Annotated in this window: 14 protein-coding genes; 1 reads left to right on the top strand and 13 read right to left on the bottom strand. The window is 56.4% G+C overall.

Annotated elements, in window-relative coordinates:
* The first annotated feature begins 80 nt into the window (after positions 1-80).
* Positions 81-869, top strand: coding sequence for a MipA/OmpV family protein (locus tag ABK821_RS08380; RefSeq protein WP_138361580.1), 789 nt, complete (start codon positions 81-83; stop codon positions 867-869).
* Positions 870-982: 113 nt separating this feature from the next.
* Here the strand turns inward: ABK821_RS08380 and ABK821_RS08375 are convergent, their stop codons facing one another.
* The 13 genes from ABK821_RS08375 to ABK821_RS08315 all read right to left on the bottom strand — a co-directional run bounded on the left by ABK821_RS08375 (position 983) and on the right by ABK821_RS08315 (position 17,250).
* Complete coding sequence (locus tag ABK821_RS08375; RefSeq protein WP_343178776.1) at positions 983-2,956, bottom strand: hydantoinase B/oxoprolinase family protein; 1,974 nt, start codon at positions 2,954-2,956, stop codon at positions 983-985.
* Position 2,957: 1 nt separating this feature from the next.
* Positions 2,958-5,003 (bottom strand): hydantoinase/oxoprolinase family protein, encoded by a 2,046-nt coding sequence (locus ABK821_RS08370; protein ID WP_343178777.1) that lies wholly within the window; start codon positions 5,001-5,003, stop codon positions 2,958-2,960.
* A 14-nt stretch (positions 5,004-5,017) separates the two neighbouring features.
* A complete protein-coding gene (locus ABK821_RS08365) occupies positions 5,018-5,464 on the bottom strand; it encodes a GNAT family N-acetyltransferase (RefSeq protein WP_343178778.1) in 447 nt (148 codons plus the stop codon).
* 274 nt (positions 5,465-5,738) lie between these two features.
* Positions 5,739-6,251, bottom strand: a complete 513-nt coding sequence (locus ABK821_RS08360; protein ID WP_138361560.1) for an Lrp/AsnC family transcriptional regulator — start codon at positions 6,249-6,251, stop codon at positions 5,739-5,741.
* 142 nt (positions 6,252-6,393) lie between these two features.
* Complete coding sequence (gabT, locus tag ABK821_RS08355; protein ID WP_138361561.1) at positions 6,394-7,710, bottom strand: 4-aminobutyrate--2-oxoglutarate transaminase; 1,317 nt, start codon at positions 7,708-7,710, stop codon at positions 6,394-6,396.
* Between the two features lie 112 nt (positions 7,711-7,822).
* Entirely contained in the window at positions 7,823-8,962 is a 1,140-nt protein-coding gene (locus ABK821_RS08350) for a M20 aminoacylase family protein (protein WP_138361562.1), read from the bottom strand.
* 1 nt (position 8,963) lies between these two features.
* Positions 8,964-9,890, bottom strand: coding sequence for a glyoxylate/hydroxypyruvate reductase A (locus ABK821_RS08345; RefSeq protein ID WP_138361581.1), 927 nt, complete (start codon positions 9,888-9,890; stop codon positions 8,964-8,966).
* Positions 9,890-10,738, bottom strand: coding sequence for a GNAT family N-acetyltransferase (locus ABK821_RS08340; protein WP_343178779.1), 849 nt, complete (start codon positions 10,736-10,738; stop codon positions 9,890-9,892). Before ABK821_RS08340 ends, ABK821_RS08345 begins: the two co-directional genes overlap by 1 nt.
* Positions 10,739-10,747: 9 nt before the next feature.
* Positions 10,748-12,079 carry an FAD-binding oxidoreductase gene (locus tag ABK821_RS08335; RefSeq protein ID WP_343178780.1) on the bottom strand — a complete coding sequence of 444 codons (1,332 nt, stop codon included), beginning with the start codon at positions 12,077-12,079 and terminating at the stop codon, positions 10,748-10,750.
* 72 nt (positions 12,080-12,151) lie between these two features.
* Positions 12,152-13,816 (bottom strand): ABC transporter ATP-binding protein, encoded by a 1,665-nt coding sequence (locus ABK821_RS08330; protein ID WP_343178781.1) that lies wholly within the window; start codon positions 13,814-13,816, stop codon positions 12,152-12,154.
* Positions 13,813-14,664 carry an ABC transporter permease gene (locus ABK821_RS08325; RefSeq protein WP_138361566.1) on the bottom strand — a complete coding sequence of 284 codons (852 nt, stop codon included), beginning with the start codon at positions 14,662-14,664 and terminating at the stop codon, positions 13,813-13,815. The genes ABK821_RS08330 and ABK821_RS08325 overlap by 4 nt, the downstream gene beginning before the upstream one ends.
* Positions 14,664-15,617, bottom strand: a complete 954-nt coding sequence (locus ABK821_RS08320; RefSeq protein ID WP_138361567.1) for an ABC transporter permease — start codon at positions 15,615-15,617, stop codon at positions 14,664-14,666. Before ABK821_RS08320 ends, ABK821_RS08325 begins: the two co-directional genes overlap by 1 nt.
* Positions 15,618-15,645: 28 nt before the next feature.
* Positions 15,646-17,250: an ABC transporter substrate-binding protein gene (locus ABK821_RS08315; protein ID WP_138361568.1), complete on the bottom strand. Its 1,605-nt coding sequence runs from the start codon at positions 17,248-17,250 to the stop codon at positions 15,646-15,648.
* Positions 17,251-17,256: the final 6 nt, after the last annotated feature.

Raw genomic sequence — 17,256 nt, 5'->3', positions numbered from 1 at the left:
ACTGCCTCTCTATACTCACCTGGCATTTACGGCCACCGCGGCTCACGGTCCGTTAACGATTCAGGTGTGGAGGAATGATGATGATAACCAGAAAAATAGTGTTGTACATGGTGTGTTTTACCCTGACCGGCACAGCCACTGTCGTCCAGGCTGATGAGAGCGATCCCGCGCAGCCCACTTTTTCACTGGGGCTGGCCGGACAAAGCCTGCCCCGTTATAGCGGTTCCGATCAGCGCCACTGGCAGGTGGTTCCTCTGATCCAGGGGCGTGACGGCGCATTTTTTGTCGATAGCCAAAAGGGGCTGGGTTACGACCTGCAGAGTGAAAATGGCTTTTACCTGGAACATACGCTGGGTTATAGCCTTGGGCGTGCGGATCGGAATTCGGACTGGCGCGACGGGAGCAACAAACTTAAAGGCATGGGAAACATAAAAGCGACGATCAATACCGCCTTCGCTCTGGGCTGGACGATCGCCCCCTGGTTGACGGTGGAAGGCAAAGCGACGCTCCCCCTGAGCGACAGTCAGGGCGTGAACTATCAGGCTTCCGCCACGCTGATTCCCCTACAGAGTGATACCGATACTGTCGCCCTGAGCGCTGCGGCGCTGTTTGGCGACAATCGCTATATGAACACCTTCTACGGCGTCAGCGCCCGGCAAAGTCGCGGCACAGGCTATGCGCAATATCATGCCGCCGGAGGGTTTTACGGGACAGACACCAGTCTGACCTGGAACCACCAGTTCACTCCTCACTGGAGCGCCCTGGTCAGCGCTGATTATGTCTGGCTGGATAAACATGCAGAAAACAGCCCGATTGTGTTTCGTCGTAACAACACGTCAGCGACCCTCGGCGTGCTCTATACTTTTTGATCCCGTTTGTTAGTCAGCGGCTGGCCTCTTCCACGCCGCAAATATGCTGATTTCCCCCCGGCGCAGCCCGGATACCTGATCTGCGCCGCATTTTCCTTTCGCAAAATAATGAGTTACGATCTCATTGCCGGATAGCGTTGGCGTAACGCGGCGAAGATTCTCGACATTTGCTCGCCGGGCACCTGATTTTGGTTTACTTCCGCCGCCACAGCTTTAAACACCTGATGTTTAAGAAAATGACGCCATCCTGTGGGTGCCTCAGCCAGAAATCGTGTCAGCAATTGGTAGCGTTCCGGGGTCCATACCGCTTCAAATGCCGTTCGCGCCACGCCAAAGTCAAAGTGACTGTCCGCTCGCTGTCTCATCGCTTTGCGTAAGCATGCTGTCCCGACATCATCGATATCCTCGCCATTGATAACCACACCGTACTGTGTGCGGGCAGCATCAACGCTGACAAATCCACAGCGCACATCTTGCAGCACCGCCTGATCACTACGCTCAACGGGCAGGCCATATCCCCCCGCGCCAGGCCCCCGAACCTCAACAATATCGCCTGGCTGGCAGCGAATGACATCGGTGTTACCGTGTTCGATCACCTCACCATCACGCCAGGTACGGAAGTGTGACAAGCCCCCCGCCGCGCCCCCCAGCACGCCCGGTGAAGCAAATACCGAGCGATTGCGGTTGCGGGCGGTAACCAGCGTATCCGGCGCAAAAATCTCGAAAACCATTTCCGTGGCCAGGCCGCCGCGATAGCGCCCGGCGCCGGCGCTGTCAGGCACCAGACCATAGCGATGAAACTGAATAGGGACTTCGGCTTCGTTGATTTCAATCGGCGTGTTTTTCAGGAACGCGGATAAGCCGCCGGAACCGTCCGGGCCATCATGGCGCGGCGTACCGCCCGCACCACCGCCTACTGGCCCCAGAGACGCCACCACGCTGCGGTTTGCCGCATCGCTGGTACGAATGTTCATAATGGAGTTTCCCCCTGGCGAATTCGCGGGCAGACGTTCAGGTATCGCCTGCGAAAACACGCCGATAGTGGCTATCTGCGACAGCGCGCAGGTCAGGGAACGCATCCCTACTGCGGCTGGCGCTTCGCAGTTCATGACCGTACCAGGAGGCAGGATAGCGCGCGTAGGCCGTAGCGTACCGGCATTCAGCAGCAGGTTTCGATCCAACGTCGACAGGACATAAGTGACCCCTACCAGCGCCAGCGGGTGCCGTTCACGTCCGCCTGTCGGCATGTTCAGCGAAGAGGCCAGTTGCGGATCGCTTCCGGTGTAATCCAGCTCCAGCGTTTCGCCCTGCACCCGCAGCGTGATGGCTACCCGGCAGGGGAAGCCTCCTTCGCCATCTTCATCCGCAAAGTCGGCATAAAAATATTCGCCGTCGGGAATGGTGGCAATAATGCTACGCGCCTGACGTTCGGCATAATCAAGGATACCGTCGATCCCCTGGCGAAAATCCTCCACGCCAAAGCGGGCAAGAATGTCATGAATTTTACGTTCCCCGACATTCACTGAGGCCAGTTGCGCTTTGAAATCGCCCCAGTTCTGATCCGGAACGCGTACGTTAAGCCGTATAATGCGCGCCACTTCGTCGTTCAGCTCGCCATTGCGCACAATTTTCAGCGGCGGAATGCGTATGCCTTCCTGCACGATATCGGTAAGGGAACGCGAGAGCGATGCCGGTACCGCCCCGCCAACGTCAGTGTTATGAATATGACCAACAACGAAGCAGACGATCTCTCCCTGATGAAACACCGGTTTCCAGATATGAATATCAGGCGTATGGGTCGCCACATTACCGGCATACGAGTCGTTGGTGATACAGATATCCCCTTCATCATACTGGTCGATCAGCGCCAGCACCGGGCCGTAATCAATACCGCTGTACCAGGGCGCCCCAAAGCGACGCGGTGAAGCGAAGGCCAGCCCGTCCGGGCTGACAATCTGGCATGAGAAGTCTTCGGTTTCTTTAACAAACGTCGAGTGTGCGGTTCGCATCAGGGTAAACGCCATCGCATCGGCGGCAGCCGCGCAATAGTTAGCGAGAATTTGCAGGTTACGTCCGTCAATCGCCATCTTAGCTCACCTCCAGCGGAGTAATCAGTAAATTGCCAAATTCATCGACCCTTACCTGCATCTGCGGCGGCACACAGGTGGTGCAGTCGTCCTGGGCAATAATCACCGGGCCGGTCAGTTGATGCCCGGCCCCAAGAGTCGCGCGGGCGACCACATCGACCTGATGCTGCGCACCGTCGATCCAGACGTGGGTCTGTTTCGCCGCCACTACCGGTCCGCTGGCCGCGGGCACACGATTCAATGCGGGCTTCGGTGTGGGCGAGACGATAACCAGACGCAGGTTGATAATCTGCACCGGTGCGCTGACGTCACTGTGACCGAACATTTGTTGATGCTGACGATCAAAAGCGGCGTGCAGGGCATTGACGTTGGCTTGTGTCAACCATGCTTCTTCAAGCGCAACCTCAATTTCAAAGGACTGCCCGCGATAACGCATATCCGCGCTATAGTGCAAAGTGAACGGCATCTCCACCCCGTGCTGCTCATGCAGCCAGCGCCGGGCTTGCTGATTCAGGGCTTCAGCTTCGGTCGCCAGCGAGTCCGCCAGGTTAGCATCCAGTTCGCCGTAGAGAGTGCGGATAAAGTCATTGCGGATATCCGCCACTAATCCGCCCAGTGCTGACAGCACGCCTGGCGTCGGCGGGACAATCACCCCTTTCATATTCAGTTCGCGCGCCAGGAAACACCCCATCATCGGCCCCGCGCCACCAAATGCAAGGAACCAGAATTCACGCGGATCGAGACCAAAGCGCGACAGCAATCCGTTGGTATCGCCGTACATGCTGGAGATCGCCAGCTCAATGGCGGTTTCCGCCGTCTCTTCTACAGTGATATTGAGGGCATCCGCCAGCGGCTGCCAGGCGGCGCGAGCCGCGCCAACGTCTACCTGCACGGCGTTGTAACCGAGATCGCCGTGACCAATCATTCCGCAGACGGCAAAAGCATCGGTGGCAGTTGGCTGCGTGCCGCCGCGCTGGAAGCAAACCGGTCCCGGCAAAGACCCCGCGCTGTCCGGCCCCATCTGCAATACGCCCTGGTTATCGATCCAGGCCAGCGTTCCGCCGCCTTGCCCGACGGAGGTCACCGCCACCGAAGGAATATAGATAGGGAAATCACCGATGATTTCACCGTTCCCCTGCGCCACCTTACCGTCAATGATCACCGCCACATCGGCGCTGGTGCCACCGATATCGAGGCTGAGAATTTTGTCAAAACCGCAGGTACTGGCGAAAAAACTGGCGCCGATCACTCCGGATGCCGTCCCCGACAGCACCATCTGCACGCATTCGCTTTTCGCCTGCTCAACCCCCATGACTCCCCCATTGGATTTGGTTATCCTCGGCGGTGGCGCAACACCCATGGTTTTTAAGGCGCGTTCAAACGATTCGAGATAATGGATAACCATCGGCTGCACATAGGCGTTGATGGTGGCGGTGATAGTGCGTTCATACTCGCGGATGATTGGCCAGATATCCGCCGAGCACGAGGTCAGTAGCTCAGGCGCCTGTGCATTAATGATCGCCTTGACCCGGGCTTCATTGTGGCGATTGCGATAGCTGTGCAGCAACGCCACCACAATTCCCTGACACCCCGCCGCTCTTGCGCCGGCAATGGCATCCAGCACACTCTGATGATCGACCGCTTGCAGCACGTTGCCGTGGCGATCGGTCCGTTCTTTGATGGCAAAAACCCGGTCACGAGATATCAGCGGGGTGGGTCGGCGTGAAAACAGATCGTGAATATGCGGTATTTTCAGACGCGCCAGTTCCAGCACATCGCAGAATCCTTTCGTCGCAAATAGCGCCAGTTTGACACCTCGTCGCTGGATCACGGCGTTGATACCTACCGTGGTGCCATGCGTGAAGTAGCTGACCTGCTGTGGGGCGATGCCGGCACGCTGCTCCAGTTGTGCCAACCCGGTAAGGATTTCACGCCCTGGCTGGTCCGGCCGCGATAACACTTTCAAAGTGTGGATCTGGTTCGTTTGCTCATCAAGGACGGCAAAATCGGTAAAAGAGCCACCAATATCTACGCCAACACGATACATAGTTTTTTCCGTTGTCAGGAGGAAGGAAATTCCATCAACTTGTGGGGATCCTGCACCACGCGCCAGCCGAGTCGCTGATACAGCTGGTGGGCATCATTGGTAGAAAGCATCCAGCGGTGCACCGTTTGTAATTCCTGATGCGCACGCACACAAGTCGCCAGCCAACGACCAAGACCGTGGCCGCGCCAGTCCTCATCAATGATGACGTCACATAACCAGCCAAAACGCGTGTAATCGGTCACCAGCCGGGCAAAACCGATCTGCCGCTGCTGCTGGTACAGACCAAAGGGCAGTGACCCGGCGATTGCGCGTTCTGTTTTTTCCCGGGTCTGGCCTTTCGCCCAGTAGGAACACTCCGCCAGTTGATAATGAATCCAGTCGATATCAAGGCGCTGACGTTGGGTGGAGACAATGAAGCCATTGCGCTGCCACAGCTGGTCGGGAATGGTGAAGGCTGTCATAGCAACTCCTTGTAAAGTAATAGAATGAGTGTAACGGCTTCAGCACAAACGTCGCCGTTGAATCCACGGTCTGAACAGCGAAGATAAAGGGAATTTTGGACGACGGAGAAATTTTATGCTGTCCAGATGGAGGGACAGATCGGGGTGGCACGGTTTATCCGCGTAGGCAGAAGGCGGCGACCTCGCTCTTTTTGCGCGAATGCCGCACCGGAATATATCCATCTGCCTTTATGAACGAAATGAGATCCGGGCTGGCAACCCGATTAACGCAGAATCACCCGCCAAAATCAGCCGAATTCTGCTTCATGATCAGCGATCTCAACGGCACGCTACTTTTCATGATCGGCGACTTGATCACGATATAACTGAAATACTTATCAATACCGATTTGCGCATCCAGCAACGTCTCGATCACATCCTGGTAATGCTCAATGCTACGGGTAATAAAGCGCAGCAAATAGTCGTAGCCCCCGGTAATCAAATGACACTCCATCAACTCATCCACATCGCGCATCGCGTTTTCGAATTTCATAAAATCTTCTCGCCGGTGGCCGGAAAGCGTGACTTCGGTGAAAACCGTCACAGAGTTGGTGATTTTGGTCAAATTGATATGGGCTTCATACCCGGAGATAAAACCCGCCTGCTCCAGGCGTTTTACCCGTTGCAGGCAAGGGCTGGGAGAAAGTCCGACGGCATCGGCCAGGTTAACGTTGCTGATACGGCCATCTTTTTGTAGTTGCACCAGAATATTGATATCGATGCGATCTAGTTTCATTAAGCCGTTCATGGCCCCCCTCATTATTGACCAGGTGTGCAGGTTATCCCGATGGTATAGCACGCTTTAATGTGACAGCGCCAGTCCTGACGCAGGCCACATTTTTCGGAATACCTGAAAATAATTTGCTGCAATATCAATGAGGAAGCTGTGATTATTCGAGACGACCGCTTGCACGAGCCAGCGCAATATCAAAGATATGCAATGCTTCTTCCAGCTGCGCGTCAGTGGTGATCAGCGGCGCCAGGAAGCGGATTGTACTGCGGTGCAAACCACATTTAATCAGCAATAACCCTTCCTGGCAGGCGCAGTCGAGAATTTTCTGCGTCATCGCCGCATCAGAACGCCTGGTCTCAAAATCAATGATCTCCACCGCCTGCATAAAGCCGATGCCGCGCACATCGCCGATACACGCGTACTTGTCCGCCAGTTGATGCAGATGGGCATTAAGTTTCTCACCTAACTGGTTACTGCGTATCAGCAGATTTTCGTTTTCAAACAGGTCGAGCACGGCCAGTGCTGCCGCACACCCCAGCGCATTACCGCCATAGGTCCCGCCAAGCCCACCCGGTAATGGCGTATCCATAATGTCCGCTTTCCCCACGACACCGGAAATCGGCAATCCGCCGCCGAGACTTTTTGCCACGGTGATCAGATCCGGAGTAATGTCCGCATGTTGGAAACCAAACATTTTCCCGGTACGACCAAACCCGGTTTGTACTTCATCACAAATCAGCAGAATCCCGTGTTCCTCCGTGATACGGCGCAACGCCTGCAAAAAGTCAGCGCTCGCAGGCAGGAAACCACCATCGCCCTGAACCGGTTCGATGATAATCGCCGCGACGCGTTCCGGCACAATTTGTACCGCAAACAGTTGTTCCAGGGCTTGCAGACAGTCATTATCGCTGATGCCATAAAAGGTATTCGGAAACGGCAGGCGATAGATTTCCCCGGGGAAGGGGCCGAAATTCTGTTTATAAGGCTGGCTCATCCCGGTCAGAGCGCAGCCGAGTAAGGTGCGGCCATGAAATGCCCCGTCAAACGCAATGATGCCGGATCGCTGGGTATGCGCACGGGCAATTTTCACCGCATTTTCTACCGCTTCCGCACCGCTGGTGAAAAATACACTCTTAAACGGCTGGCCGTTACCCACCAGTTTATTCAGGCGCTGCGCCAGTTCAATGTAGCCCGGATAGGCCACGACCTGGAAGCAGGCATGCGACACCAGACCAAGCTGCTGCGTGACGGCATTAACCACCGCCGGGTGATTATGGCCGACATTAAGTACACCAATTCCGCCGACAAAATCGAGGTAGCGATTGCCCTCAACATCCCACACCTCGCTGCCTTTAGCCCGTTCGATCACCAGCGGATGCGCAGTGACCACGCCACGAGGCACCTGCTGCTCGCGCGCATCCAGTAACATACTGTTATCGGAAAATGTGTACTGTCCTACCATGGCATTCTGCATTTTTGCCCTCATCCACATAACGTTAGGTTGACTAAAGTATCGCAACCTGTTGGTTTCTCACGCTGCCGTAATTGCCGGGACAGCAGCATTTCCTGTTAAAATCGGCTGTCTTTCAGCGGGGAAATTCTGTACGCAGAGTATGACGAGCGATGGCCGTCAACGCCTGGATACCATATGGGATCACGGCATCATTAAAGTCATACGCTGAATGGTGCAGCGGCTGGCCAGGCGCCGACCCAATCCACAAATACGCCCCCGGTTTTGCCTGTAACATAAAGGCGAAGTCTTCCGAGGTCAGCGCCGGTTGTCCGGCCTGATTCGCTGTCATCCCCGCCTGTTGTAACGCCTCCAGCGCCAGCAAGGCTTCCGGGCCGCTGTTGATCGTCGCCGGGTAATAACGCAGGTAGTTGACCTCGGCATGCAGACCGTGCGCAGCGCTGATGTGTTGCGCCATTTCACGCATCCGTGATTCGATAATATCCTGCGCCGCCGGGCTGAAGGTGCGTACCGTGCCGGTAATGCTGGCTTCCGCCGGGATCATATTGTGCGAGAAGCCTCCCTGCATACGGGTGACGCTGAGTAACGCGGGTTCGCAAGGATCAAGCGCTCGTGCCACCAGAGCGTTGAGCGCCACCACCAGCTCGCTGGTTGCCAGTAAGGTGTCGCGCGTCAAATGCGGCTGCGCGGCATGACCACCGCCGCCGCGAATAGTGATATCGAAACGATCTGCCGCTGCCATAATGGCCCCAGGGCGCGTCTGTACTTCGCCCAATGGCAGATCCGGCCAGTTATGCAACGCGTAAACGGCATCACAGGGAAAGCGAACAAACAGGCCGTCATCGATCATCGCTTTTGCTCCCGCCAGACCTTCTTCCGCAGGCTGAAAGATAAACACCAGCGTGCCATCAAAATCACCCTGCTGTGCCAGCGTCATCGCCGCCCCAAGCAGCATTACCGTGTGCCCGTCATGCCCACAGCCGTGGCAAATGCCCTTTATGGTGCTTTTCCATGCCTGTGTACCGTTATCTGCCATTGGCAGCGCATCCATATCAGCGCGCAGCCCTATCATCCGGGTGCTGCTTCCGCGTTTCAGTACACCGACCACCCCCGTTCCTCCCAGACCGCGGTGCACCTCAATGCCCTGTTCCTCCAACACGCGCGCCACGATGTCGCTGGTGCGTGTTTCCTTATACCCCAGCTCAGGATGGGCATGCAGATCCCGTCGCAGAGCGACTAATTGTTCCAGTTGCATTTCAGTATCCCCGGTTACGATCGATCATACCGATCATCGGTTCACCACGCTGATAGCGGCGCAGGTTATCAAGCAGCGCAACCACAGCGCTGCCGGTGTGTGTTTCACTGGCGATATGGGGTGTCAGCCAGATGGCCGGATGGCGCCAGAACGGATGCCCGACTGGCAGCGGTTCGGGAGCGGTGACATCGATTACTGCGGCACTGAGCTGCCCGCTATCCAGCGCCGCCAGGAGATGATCGTCATTAAGCTGTGGCCCGCGTCCAACCTGTACCAGCGCAGCGCCAGAAGGCAGTTGAGCAAAAAGTTCGGCATTCAACAATCCACGCGTATCGTCGGTCAGCGGCAGCAGACACACCAGGATATCGCTGCGAGCGAGAAATACCGCCAGTTGTTCGTCACCATGCCAGCAACGTACGCCGTCGATCTTATGTTGCGTTCGGCTCCAGCCCGCACAATCAAAACCAAGCGCCACCAGTTGTTTCAGACAGGCTTGCCCCAGTTCACCGAGGCCCATTACCCCAATACGACGCTCCCCGGCGGTATGAATTTTGTGGGGGTGCCACTGCTGCTCACGCTGTTGACGCAAGTAACGCGGTATATCACGATGCAAGCCAAGCACCGCGAAGGTGACGTATTCCACCATACCCTGCGTCAGACCCGGCTCAATCATGCGCACCACCGGCAAGTCCGGCGGTATCTCGCTGAGATCGAACTGATCGGCACCCGCGCCAACCGACATCAATGCTTTCAGGTTGGGAAAGGTTGCCAGCAGATTTTCCGGCAGTTGCCAGGCAATCAGCATCTCCACCTGTTCTGTCGGGCCGGTTTCCGGCCAGATATGCAACTGGATATCCGGCGCATGCTCGGCCAGCCAGCGTTGCCAGTGTGCGCCGCGTAGCGGATCAGATTTATAAACAATATGCATCACGCCATCGCCTGGGTCATTAACCCAAACGCCTGCATACCACCGTCCAGCGGCGACCAGACCGTTCCCCGAATCATCGTTACCGGTGCGTCAACCTGCGCCATTCCCAACGTTTCCAGCCATTCCGCCAGCGGCAATGCGCCATCGGTATCAATACGCACAAACTCGCCGCCCAACCCTTGCATCAGCACCGCAACCAGAGGTTGCGCCACCGACAAGGTTTCGGCAATCAACGGTCCAATCGCCCAACCGTGACCGAAACGACGCAAACTCGCGAAACCGTGGATGCGCTGCTGCGCATCTCGCGCTATCACGGTCTGATGCTCGCTAATTAGTTGATTTATCAAGTGTGGACGCCACATCCCATGTGCCTGATGATCGAGCTCGGTCAGCAGGCTGGCATCGCTGACGTCGGCTTTACCCAGCGTCAATTCGGTTGGCAGAGTCACAGCGGGCACGGTCGCCAGCGCGCGGGTCTGGTGCTGCTGGATATGCCCGGTCACGTTAAACCCCAATTTGGCATACAGACCTTTCCCCATTTCCGTAGCATGCAGCCGCACGTTGTAGCCGGGAAATTTTTCCAGTTGCGCCAACATCAGTTGTCTACCGATGCCACGCCCCTGATACTGGTCGTTAACCATCACCAGCCCAATAGTGGCAGCCTGCTCACCCCAACGCCAGCCAATAGCGCACCCGAGGAAAGCGCCCTCTTCTTCCGCCACCACGCCTTCTCCTAAAGATAGCGCCTGGGCCCAGTCTTCACGGCGATGTGGCCATTTCAGATGCTGTGTCATGGCAAACGCCGGTTCGATATCATCCGCGGTCATCGCGCGTAATGTAATGCTCATGCGTGCTCCTCACATCATGCCTGGCGCGTCAAGGCCGCTGCCATCAACCAGACGGGAATAGCGATAAGGTGTGGGATCCACAACTGGCGTACTGTCGGTGGCAAGATCCGCCGCCAGGCGACCGGCGCCCGGTCCGATACCAAAGCCGTGCGCGCTAAAGCCTGCGGACAACACCAGTCCCGGCATTTTTTCCACCGTTGATATCACCGGGATCGCATCCGGCGTACTGTCAATCATCCCTCCCCACGCCTGCGCCAGTTTCAGATTCGCCAACGCCGGATACTCTTTACGCATCGCTGCCAGGCCATCTTCGATGGTGCTGCGATCCGCTACGGGATCGAGAATGCGCACCCGCTCAAACGGCGACTGGCGATCAAACTCCCAGCTTCCCAGCGCCTCCGGGCCAGACAGGAAAGGCTTGATACCAATATTGAGTTTCAGGTTCTTACGTCGACTTTTGAAAGTCGGATAGAACTGGCGCGCATAACGAAGGCCCTGTGCCCCAGGCTCCAGACGGCCACGGCCTGAAACCGAGACGGTATAGCTACCGTCAAGCTGCGGCCGACAGGCAAAGCCAGGGGTGTATAAGGGTATTGCAATCGCCTGCTCAATTGGCTGAGTACGGAAGGCTGTACCAATTACATTGCCGAGCGGCAGATCGATGCCGTGGCGGCGGCAGAACATCGACGTCCAGGCGCCTGCGGCGCAAATTACCCGGCTGGTTTTGATTAAGCCGCGTTCCGTCCAGACGCCGCTGACCCGCCCGGCGGCGATATCCAGACCACGTACAGCGCACTGCTGGAACACCAGCGCGCCCAGACGTTGTGCTCCGATCACCAGACCGGCAGACGCCAGCCGCGGCTCGGCATGACCGTCGGTGGGCGATGAGACGCCCCCCAGCCACTGAGTCGTGCTGCCCGGCGTCATCGCTTTTGCCTGTTCAGCACTGAGCATATCGCTGCGCACGCCATAGTTTTTCGCCATCTTCCCCCACGCCTCCCAGGCGGCGAGATCGTCCAGATTGCGTGTGGCGTACACCAGCCCGCTACGACGAAATCCCAGCTCTTCACCGGTTTCAGCGTTAAGTTCGCCCCAGCGTTGCAGGGCATGAATGATCAGCGGCAACTCGCGTTCGTCACGGTTTTGTTGACGGCACCACCCCCAGTTGCGGCTGGACTGTTCGGCACCCACTAACCCTTTCTCTACCAGCACCACCTTTAACCCCTGTTTCGCCAGTTCCCAGATGGCGGCGGAACCGGCAATACCGGCGCCAATCACCACCACATCAGCAGACGCCGGGAAATCAGCACTGTCCTGTACATAACGAATCGGTGCAGGCATAACGTTACTACCTCGATGTTGTAAACATTAAATACCGCGCGGCAAATCGCACCGCAGCGGCGTGTACAATTTTTATTCTGCTTTCAGGATTTCTTCATGCTCATCAAGCCAGCCCTGGCGTAGCTCTGGCACCGCACGCTTCAGCCGCTCAAAATAGAGATCGCTGCCGGGTTTGTCATAGTCCGCACGCGCGATTTGCGTCATGATGCGACCGTTCTTCATCACCACGATATCATCACATACCGAACGCACCGCATGCATGTCATGGCTGATAAACAACACCGACAGGCCAAGTTCACGACGTAGTTCGCTTATCAGATCCAAAACCGCCGCCGCCACCACGGTATCGAGCGCGGAAGTGACCTCATCACACAATATCAAATCCGGTTCTGCGGCCAGCGCGCGAGCCAGATTGACGCGTTGTTTCTGACCACCAGACAGCGCCCCAGGACGCCGCCACAATACGCTGTGCGGCAGTTTGACCAGATCGAGCAACCGGTGCAGGCGCTGCGTGAGCGCCGCCCCCTGCACCCCGTGGAACAGTGCCAGTGGACGAGACAGAATGCGCTCAATGCTGTGTGCCGGGTTAAGCGCGGTGTCTGCCATCTGGAAAACATACTGAATACGACGCAGCTCATCGTCAGGCCGCTTATGCATATCACCGTCAATGTAGTGACCGTTAAACAATATATGGCCCTGACTCGGCGCGTTCAGCCCGGCAATGGCATGTGCAAGCGTCGTTTTTCCGGAACCGGATTCTCCGATAATGCCAATCGCCTGCCCTTTCCACAGCTTCAGGTTGATGTCTTCAAGGATGCGGATTTTCGGTTGTCCTTCTCTGTCACGTGGACCATAACCGGCACACATATCGCGCACTTCCAGCAGCGGCTGCCGCTCAGCTGTGGCGGGGCACCAGTTACTCAGGCGTTCACTCTGGCGCGCGGCATCCATCAACAACCGGGTGTATTCCGCCTGCGGCGAACCAATCAACCGTTCAGTCGTGCCGTATTCAGCTATTTGGCCACGTAGCAGTACCAGAATGCGATCGGCCATTTGCGCCACCACAGCCAAATCGTGGCTGACGTAAATGGCGGTTACCCCACGCTGCGCCACCACCCGCCGGAAAGCTTTCAACACTTCCACCTGCGTGGTCACATCCAGTGCGGTAGTTGGTTCGTCGAGGATCACAACGTCAGGATCGCCAATCAATGCCATCGCCGTCATCAAACGTTGCAGTTGTCCTCCGGACACCTGATGCGGGAAACGGTCGCCGATGCTTTCCGGATCAGGCAACGCCAGTTCACGAAACAGGGCTATCGCTTTCTTTTTCGCTTCCTTACGCCTCATGGTGCCGTGGATCACCGCAGGCTCAATAACCTGATCGAGAATACGCATGCCAGGGTTAAACGAAGCCGCTGCGCTCTGCGCGATATAAGCCACCTTATTACCGCGAAATTCGCGCAATTGGCCCGGAGAGAGACGGTGCACATCGGTGCCGGCAACATGGATAATGCCATCAGCGATACGACAGCCATGGCGAGCATAGCCCATCAGTGCCATCGCGATGGTGGTTTTGCCAGAGCCGGATTCGCCAATCAGCGCCAACACTTCCCCTTTTTGCACGGTAAAACGTATATCGGAAACCAGATCGATCTCTTCGCCTTTGTCCGTATGCGCCGTAACGCGCAGATTCTCGACGGCGATCACTGGCAACGCGGTGTGTAGAGTCACGTTCATGCCCCCTCCTTCGCAAGGGTCAGCGGTCGCATCATCTGCAGGCTATCAATAAACAGATTGGCACCAACGGTCAGGCTGGCAATTGCCACCGCAGGCATCAGTACCGCTGGCGAGCCATCAAACAACCCCTGAATGTTTTCTCGCACCAGCGTTCCCCAGTCAGCATAAGGTGGCTGCACACCCAGGCCGAGAAAACTCAGGCCACTGAGCAGCAGCACGATATAGACAAAACGCAGACCAAAGTCAGTCAGCATCGGATGCACCATGTTCGGCAGGATATCGTGGACCGCGATATACCAACGGCTCTCGCCACGTAATTTCGATGCCCGCACGTAATCCATATTTCGCAAGCTGCTGGCCATAGCAAAGGCGATTCGAAATGCCCCCGGCCAGTAGGTGAAAACCGCGGTGAGGATCAGAATCGGCAACGAAGAACCAAATACCGCTACGATCATCAGCGACAACACTTTGCCCGGCAGCACCAGCAGCGCATCGTTAACACGCCCCAGCACTTCCTCCAGCCAACGGCCGGCAACGGCTGCCAGCAGAGCCAGCACGGTGCCAATCAGGCTGGCTCCTAGTGCGGCGGTTAACGCCAGGCCGATGGAGAACCTGGCGCCGTACAGAATTCGGCTGAGGATATCGCGCCCGAGATAGTCGGTACCGAGGATGTTATCCGCAGTCATGCCGCCGAGCATCGGACCACCGCCAATATCATCGATGCGGTGCGGTGCCAGTTGCGTACCGAATAGCGCCATCGCAATCCAGAACAGCGAGATCAGCAGGCCGATGCGTCCTGAGACCGATAGCGCCTGGAAAAAGCGCCAGGGAAGAAGCAAGCTATTCATCAGTTCCTCCATTTCGGGTTAAAAGCGATGGTGAGAATGTCGGCCGCCAACAGCAACAGCAGATAGCTTGCGGCAAACAGCATCACGCAGAACTGCACCACGGGCAGGTCACGGTTGCTCACCGCATCCACCATGGCACTGGCGAGGCCGGGATAACTGAAAATCGTTTCGATGATGATCACGCCGCCAAACAGATACGAGAGGCTAAGTGAAATGGAGTTAGCAATCGGCCCGACGGCATTCGGCAGCGCGTGACGCAGTACCGCACGCAATGGCGACACGCCTTTCAACCGCGCCATTTCCAGGTACGGGCTATCGAGCTGATTGATGATGGCAGCGCGCGTCATGCGCGCCATCTGCGCAGCCAGCACGCAGCATAACGTCAGCACCGGCAAGGCGTAAGATTTCAGATAGCTAAGCAAATCCATATCCGAGCTACCGAACGACATGGCCGATACCCAATGCAGCTTCACGGCAAAAATCAGCACCGCCACCGTCGCGACAAGAAATTCCGGAACAGCCACCGTCGCCATAGTGCTAACCACCAGAAATCTGTCGATCAGCGAGCCCCGGTTCATGGCGGCCGCAATACCGCTCACCAGCGCCAGCGGTACGCAGATCAGCGTGGTTATCGCCGCAAGTTCGAATGTGGCCGGAATGCGTCGGGCGACCAACTGCACGACCGGTAAATGGCTGGCAAACGATATCCCAAAATCGCCATGCAACATTCCGCTAAGCCAACTGAAATATCGCACCGGCAGCGACTGATCGAGGCCGAGCTGCTGACGTAACGCCGCCACCGTTTCCGCTGTGGCGTTTTGCCCCAAAATCATTTGCGCCGCATCTCCGGGCAGCAGGCTGGTGATAAAAAACACCACCGCCGAGACGATAAGCAAAGTTAGAATGCCCGCGCCGACGCGACGGGCAATCAGAAACATCATGTATCGGTTCATCGGCGTACTCCTCTATGAGGTTCAGATATCAGGCGGAAAGCCAGGCAAATTCATGGAAGCGGTATCCCATCATCATGCCTGTCGGCCAGGCTTCCACTCCTTTGACCTTCTTACTGTAACCATCGGTTGAGCTGATGAATGTCGGGATAATGGTGCCACAGTGGTCGTAAATCAGAGTCTGCATATCGCCGTACATCTGCTTACGTTTCGCCTGATCGCGTTCGCCCCGGGCTGCCACCACCAGTTGGTCAAACTGTTTATTCTTCCAACCCGACTCGTTATTGGCGCCATTGGAGAGATAGAACTGCGAGAACAACATATCCAGAGTAGGACGCGGGTTGATAGAGCCGTAACCAACCGGATCTTTGGTCCAGTGAGTTGACCAGTAGCCATCGTAAGGGACACGGCGTACCTTAAAATTGACGCCAGTATTGCGCGCGACCTGCTGAATCAATTGACCGCCCTCCACCGCGCCTTCGATATTCGGCGTGGTGATAATTTCGACGTTAGCGCCGACCATCCCCGCTTTCTTGAAGTGAAATTTGGCTTTTTCCACATCCAGCGGACGTGGTTTCAGATCGGCGTTGTACAGCGGATGCCATGGCGGAACTGGAGTATCGTTCGCTACGTCTCCATAGCCCTGGAGCACGGTTTTCACCAGCATCTCTCGCGGTTGCAGATATTTCATACCCAGGACGAAATCTTCGCTGCTGCCCGGTTTCATGTCGGTACGCACTATCAGATTGGTGTACATTCCGGACTTGCTCTCCAGAACGCCAAAATCAGAGGTGGCTTTGATACGTTTGCAATCAGCCGCGCCCAGCGTGGAGACCATGTGCAGATCGCCCGACATCAGTGCATTGACGCGCGCGGCCTGATCGGTCACGCCCAGCAGTTCCACTTCGTCGAGGTGCGGTAATCCGGGTTTGAAGTAGCCAGGGTTCTTCACCCCCACGGAACGCACACCCGGCGTGAATTCTTTCAGTTTAAATGGCCCGGTGCCGATACCTTTACTGAAATCTTTGGTGTTATCCTGCACGATCAGGAAAGGCGCTGTCGCCAGCATATAGGGGATGTCGAAGTTAGCCTGGCTCAGCACCAGTTGTACTTCGTTATCATTGATTGCACTTAAGTTGGAGAACTGTTCCGCCAGTTTAAACGCATTGGAGGCTACCGCCGGATCTTTGTGACGGCTCAGAGAATAAATCACATCTTTCGCGCTGAGCGGTTTACCATCGTGGAAAGTGACGTCTTTACGCAGCTTAATCTGCCAGGTGATACCGTCATTTGATTCAACGGATTCGGCCAGCGCCGGATGTACCTGCATGTTTTTATCCAGTTCAGTCAGGCCACTGTAAAACATAAACTGACGAGTGTAATCGGCACTGTTGTTGCCTTTGGCGGGATCGAGAGTATCGGTTGCCGAGGCATTGGACATCGCCGCACGCAACTTACCTCCCTTAACCGGCGTTTCGGCCGCAAAGCCCATTTCCGGGAAACCGATTACTCCGGTACTCATTACTGCTCCAGCGCACAACAACTTCATCAGGCTACGACGGGACAGCGAACCTTCGGTCAGCACTTGCGTCAGAGCCGGATTTACAGCGTCAGATTGTTTCTTGAATTTACTCATCTGCAC

It is taken from the genome of Klebsiella sp. KE9456, from assembly GCF_043832615.1.
In the GTDB taxonomy this organism is placed as follows: Bacteria; Pseudomonadota; Gammaproteobacteria; order Enterobacterales; family Enterobacteriaceae; genus Klebsiella; species Klebsiella indica.
This window is presented reverse-complemented; position numbering and strand designations above follow the sequence as displayed.